Raw genomic sequence first — 500 nt, forward strand, 5'->3', positions numbered from 1 at the left:
CGCAGCGGCACTCGAGCACGCGCAGCCCGGTCGCGGGCCGGGCCAGGAGCGCGTCGAGCTCGGCGGCCGTCCGGACGAGGTGGTGCTCGACCCCGTAGGCGGCGCACACCGCGCCGATCCGGACGCCCGTGGGCGTGGCGAAGACCCGCTCGAAGTGCTCGGCGTACGCCGGCGCGCCCTGCTCCAGGGTGTGGAAGATGCTGCCGCCGTCGTCGGAGGCGACGACGAGGGTGAGGTCGGGTCGCGCCTCGGACGGGCCGATCAGCAGGCCGTTCGCGTCGTGCAGGAACGTCAGGTCGCCCAGGTACGCCAGGGCGTGGCCCGGACGCGCGAGGGCGGCGCCGACCGCCGTCGAGATCGTCCCGTCGATGCCGGCCAGGCCCCGGTTGGCCAGCACGAGCCGCCGCTCCCCCACCGGGTACGGAGCGGCCATGACGTCCAGGTCGCGCACCGGGTTGGACGAGCCGACGACCAGGAGCCCGCCGGGCGGCACCGCCGCG

General features: G+C 76.6%; 1 protein-coding gene. It reads right to left on the reverse strand.

Going from position 1 to position 500, the window contains the following annotated elements; translation table 11 throughout:
* Nucleotides 1–500, reverse strand: a 500-nt coding sequence (locus AC2W7G_RS18460; RefSeq protein WP_485869708.1) for a thiamine pyrophosphate-binding protein, incomplete at both ends; no start/stop codon positions are given.

The organism is Aeromicrobium sp. PFPM2_SD2 (assembly GCF_057364525.1).